A 4,862-nucleotide genomic window follows, 5' to 3' on the forward strand; every position below is an offset into this window, starting at 1 on the left:
GACGCCGCGGACCGGGTCGCCGCGCTCGTCGAGCGCCACCTGCCGGGAGGGGACGCGTGACCGCGACCGTGGCGGACCTCGGGCGCGTGCACCTCGTCGGCGTCGGTGGCGCGGGCATGTCCGCGATCGCCGCGCTGCTCGCCGCACGCGGCCTGCACGTGAGCGGCTCCGACGCCGCCGACGGCCCCGCGATCCGCGCCGCCGGTGCCCGGCCGGTCGTCGCCCGGCACTCGCTCGCCGACCTCGACGCGTACAAGGCCGGGCTCGACGCCGCGCTCGCCTCCGTCGCGTCGACGGTGCCGTCCTGGTACGTCGACGTCGCGACCAACTCGGTCGTCGTCAACGCCACCGCGGGCGCGGTCGCGCAGGCGCGTGACCTCGTCGCCGCCGCGGGCGTCCCCGCCGACGCGGTGAAGGTCGTCGAGACGGCCGAGGCGCCGCGCACGTTCATCGACGTGATCGGCGGCAACGCGTACTACATCGGCGGGTCCTCGCGCTGCTCGGTCGGCTTCGCCGTCACCGGCGGATTCGTCACCGCCGGGCACTGCGGCCGCACGGGCGCGACCACCACGAGCCCGTCCGGCACGTTCGCCGGGTCGAGCTTCCCGGGCAACGACTACGCGTGGGTGCGCGTCGCGTCGGGGAACACGCCGATCGGCGCCGTCAACAACTACAGCGGCGGCACCGTCGCCGTCGCGGGCTCCACGCAGGCGACCGTCGGCTCGTCGGTCTGCCGCTCCGGCTCCACGACGGGCTGGCGCTGCGGCACCATCCAGGCGTTCAACGCCACGGTCAACTACGCGCAGGGCAGCGTGTCCGGCCTCATCCGCACCAACGTGTGCGCCGAGCCCGGCGACTCCGGCGGCTCGCTCGTCGCGGGCAACCAGGCGCAGGGCATGACGTCCGGCGGGTCCGGCAACTGCTCGTCCGGCGGGACGACATACTTCCAGCCCGTCAACGAGGCGCTGTCCGCCTACGGCCTCACGCTCGTCACGTCGGGTGGCGGCCAGAACCCGCCCCCCGCCGGCTGCACCAACCTCGCGCGCACCTACACGGGCTCGCTCAGCACCGGGCGGTCCGCGATCCAGCCGACCGGCAGCTACGTGACCGTCTCGTCGAGCGGCACCATCCGGCTCTGCCTCGACGGCCCGACCGGCAGCGACTTCGACCTGTACCTGCAGAAGTGGAACGGCTCGGCGTGGGCCTCGGTCGCGTCGGCCACCTCGTCGAGCGCCGACGAGTCGATCACCTACAACGGGACGGCCGGCCAGTACCGGTACGGCGTCTACGCCTACGCGGGCTCCGGCTCGTACACCCTCGGCGCCACGACGCCGTAGGGCTCCGACCCCCTCGGCGCGCGACGACCGAGGGATGTATGACGACGGGCCCGCACCGCAGGGGGGTGCGGGCCCGTCGTCCCGTCCGGACGGTCAGGCGCGGGCGCAGGCCCGGCCGTTGAGCTTCAGGTCCGCGGGCGGCGGGTTGCTGCCCGTGTGCGTGGCGTTGAAGCCGATCTGGACGCTGCCGCCCACGGGGATGTTCGCGTTCCACGCGGCGTTGTTCGCGACGACCGCGTCGCCCGTCTGCGTGACCGTCGAGCTCCACGCCTGCGTGACCTTCTGGCCCGCGGTCCACCGCCACGTGAGCTGCCAGCCGCTCGCGGGTGCGTGGTCCAGGTTGGTGATCGTGACGTTCGCCGTGAAGCCGGTGTTCCACTGGTTGACCGACCACGCCACGGTGCACGTCGCCGGGCCCGAGGTGGCCGTGGGCTGCGGCAGCGTCGGCCAGTCCGTCGGGACGGGCGGCGTCGGGGTGGTCGCGGTGGGCGTCGGGAGGGGCGTCGTCGGCGCCGGGGTCGTGGGCGTGGGGGTCGTCGCCTGGTCGAGCCCGAAGAACCGGATCGCGCCCGCCGCGTCGACGGGCAGGTTGTGACCGACGCCGGACAGGCTGTTCGCCTCGACAGGAGCACGGTCGCCCGTGCCGCCGTACCGGGTGCGCGTGTTGTTCCCGATCGTCTCGGTCGACGACGGCGTCGCGGAGACGCCCAGCACGTTCGTCCACTGCTTGATCGCCTCGCCGTGCTGCACGTAGCTGAGCGTGTCGTCCTGCGTGCCGTGCCACAGCTGCACGCGCGGGCGGGGCCCGGTGTACCCGGGGTAGGCGGCCCGCGCGAGGTCGCCCCACTGCTGCGCGGTCCGCGTCAGACGCCCCTGCGCGCAGTCGCTGTTCCACCCGGCCTGCGACGTGGTGCCGGGGGGCGGACCGGACGTCGAGAAGCACGTCGCGGGCACGCCGGCGAACGCGGACCCGGCGGCGAACACGTCGGGGTACGTCGCGAGCAGGACCTGCGTCATCATCGCGCCCGACGAGACACCGGTCGCGAACACGCGGCTCGTGTCGGTCGTCCACCGCTGCTGCACGTAGCGCACCATCGAGACGATGCTCGTCGGGTCGCTCGCGCCGCCGTGCTTGAGCGCCTCGCTGGACGACACGTCGAAGCACGAGCCGGACCGGTTCGTCGACGGGTACACGACGATGTAGCCGTACCGGGTGGCGAGCTCGTCGAAGTGGCTGCCCGAGTACATCGCCTGGGCGGACCCGGTGCAGTAGTGGTTGACGACGAGCACCGCGGGCCGCGCGGGGAGGGTGTCGGGCACGAAGAGGAACATCCGGAGCCCGCCGGGGTTGCTGCCGAAGCTCGTCACCTCCTGCAGCGATGCGGCCCGCGCTGGTGCGGCCGAGGTGAGCGTCGTGGCGAGCAGCCCGACCAGTGCGGCGCAGAGCGCCGCGAGCACGGCCAGCGATCGGCGCAGGGGTGCGCGCGTCGACGTCATCGAGTCCTCCTCGACCCAGGGATGCGGGAGCCGGCCCACGCGTGAGGTGGGCGGCTCGTCGAGCATCCGCGAGGTCGTCGGAGACGGTCAACGCGGGTCGGGACGGCGAAACGATTCGCCCTGCGGCGCTGACCTGCGGCGTCGTGCGCGGGGGACGGCCCGGCGCGCGACGGGTGCCGTCAGCGGAAGACGATCGTCCGGTGCCCGTCGAGCAGGACGCGGTGCTCGGCGTGCCACCGGACCGCCCGTGCGAGCGCGCGCCGCTCGACGTCCTGCCCGAGAGCGACGAGGTCGTCGACGGACCGCGTGTGGTCCACCCGCTCGACGTCCTGCTCGATGATCGGCCCCTCGTCGAGGTCGCCCGTGACGTAGTGCGCGGTCGCGCCGATGAGCTTGACGCCGCGGTCGTGCGCCTGCGCGTAGGGGCGGGCGCCCTTGAACGACGGCAGGAACGAGTGGTGGATGTTGATGACGCGGCCCTCGAGCCGGCGGCACAGGTCGTCGGAGAGGATCTGCATGTACCGCGCCAGGACGACGAGCTCGACGTCGAGCTCCTCGACCAGCTCGAGCAGCCGCGCCTCGGCGGCGGCCTTGGTCGCCGACGTGACGGGCACGTGGTGGAACGGGATGCCGTAGAACTCGGCGAGCGGCGCGAGCGCCGTGTGGTTGGACACGACCGCGACGAGGTCGACGGGCAGCTTCTCGGACCGCTGCCGGAACGCGAGGTCGTTGAGGCAGTGCGCCGCGGTGGAGCCCATCACGAGCGTGCGCACCGGGCGGCCGACGACGTCGAGGGACCACGACATCGCGAACGTGCGGGCGACGGTGGCCATCGCGCCCTCGAGCACCTCGCGCGGCGCGAACGCCGACACCTGCACGCGCATGAAGAACAGCCCCGACAGCGGGTCGCCGAACTGCTGCGACTCGGTGATGTTGCCGCCGTGGTCCGCGAGCACGCCCGCGACGGCCCGGACGATCCCGGGACGGTCGGGGCACGAGAGGGTCAGGACCCAGTGGGTGGGCTCATCTGCATGCTGAGACACGGCGTCGGACACGACCCCGAGAGTAGTGCGCCCGCGCGAGCGGCTGAGACGATGGGACCATGACGCAGGCCGACCTGGACATCCGTACGGTCACCCTCGACGACGCCGGAGAGCTCCTCACGCTCCGCCGCGCCGCGTTCGTCACCGAGGCCCAGCAGTACGGCGACCCGAACATCCCGCCCCTCACGCAGACGCTCGACGAGCTCCGCGACGACCTCGGCGCCGACGGCGTCATCACGCTCGGCGCGTGGTCCGGCCACCGCCTGATCGGCTCGATCCGCGTGGTGGTCGAGGGCACCAAGGCGACGCTCGGACGGTTCGCCGTGGCGCCCGACCTGCAGGGCAAGGGCGTCGGGACGCGCCTGCTCATGGCGATCCTGCCGATCCTGCCGGACGGCATCGAGGAGGTCTGGGTGTTCACCGGGCGTGACTCGCTGCACAACATCGCGCTGTACGAGAGCCAGGGCTACGAGCACCAGCACGACCAGACCGCGGGCGACCTCACGTACGCGTACCTGCGCAAGATGCTCGGGGACGACGACCGCGCCGAGGCCTGACGCCGTGTCCGGGCGGCTCCCGGTCGCGGGACGGGAGCTGGCCGGTCGCCCGGTCGACCCGACGGTCGTGCCGCACGTCGTGCGGGGCATGGGCGGGGTGCGCGAGGTCGTCTGGCGCAACGAGCTCGGCGGTCTGACGTTCCTGCTCGACGAGCCCGAGCGGTTCGTGAAGTGGGTGCCGGCCGGCGTGCCGCTCGACCTGGAGGCTGAGGTGGCGCGCCTACGCTGGGCGGCGCCGCTGACGCCGGTGCCGACGGTGCTCGAGGCCGGGTCCGACGACGAGGGCTCGTGGCTGGTCACGCACCCCCTGGCCGGTCGCAGCGCGGTCGACCCGCGGTGGGTCGCCGAGCCGCTCACCGCGGTGCGCGCGATCGGGACGGGCCTGCGGGCGCTGCACGACGCGCTGCCGGTCGACGACTGCCCGTCCG

Annotated in this window: 5 protein-coding genes; 3 read left to right on the plus strand and 2 right to left on the minus strand. The window is 73.5% G+C overall.

The genetic code is table 11. The annotated features are described in order from the left end of the window. Window positions 1–56: 56 nt before the first annotated feature. The gene (locus tag HGA02_RS10480; RefSeq protein ID WP_168678956.1) at window positions 57–1,337 is read left to right on the plus strand and encodes an alpha-lytic protease prodomain-containing protein; all 1,281 of its coding nucleotides are present in this window, start codon (window positions 57–59) and stop codon (window positions 1,335–1,337) included. Between the two features lie 93 nt (window positions 1,338–1,430). Here HGA02_RS10480 and HGA02_RS10485 read toward each other — a convergent pair whose 3' ends face one another. Together HGA02_RS10485 and purU are read right to left on the minus strand one after the other, a co-directional pair. Beyond that, window positions 1,431–2,834, minus strand: a complete 1,404-nt coding sequence (locus HGA02_RS10485) for an extracellular catalytic domain type 1 short-chain-length polyhydroxyalkanoate depolymerase (protein WP_168678957.1) — start codon at window positions 2,832–2,834, stop codon at window positions 1,431–1,433. A gap of 179 nt (window positions 2,835–3,013) precedes the next feature. Beyond that, window positions 3,014–3,889: a formyltetrahydrofolate deformylase gene (purU, locus tag HGA02_RS10490; RefSeq protein WP_168678958.1), complete on the minus strand. Its 876-nt coding sequence runs from the start codon at window positions 3,887–3,889 to the stop codon at window positions 3,014–3,016. A gap of 47 nt (window positions 3,890–3,936) precedes the next feature. Here purU and HGA02_RS10495 point away from each other — a divergent pair, with 47 nt between their 5' ends. Continuing rightward, the gene (locus tag HGA02_RS10495) at window positions 3,937–4,434 is read left to right on the plus strand and encodes a GNAT family N-acetyltransferase (RefSeq protein WP_124343672.1); all 498 of its coding nucleotides are present in this window, start codon (window positions 3,937–3,939) and stop codon (window positions 4,432–4,434) included. Window positions 4,435–4,438: 4 nt separating this feature from the next. Next, window positions 4,439–4,862, plus strand: a 424-nt coding sequence (locus HGA02_RS10500; RefSeq protein WP_343035433.1) for a phosphotransferase, incomplete at its 3' end; no start/stop codon positions are given.

It is taken from the genome of Cellulomonas septica, assembly GCF_012396155.1.
GTDB lineage: Bacteria > Actinomycetota > Actinomycetes > Actinomycetales > Cellulomonadaceae > Cellulomonas > Cellulomonas septica.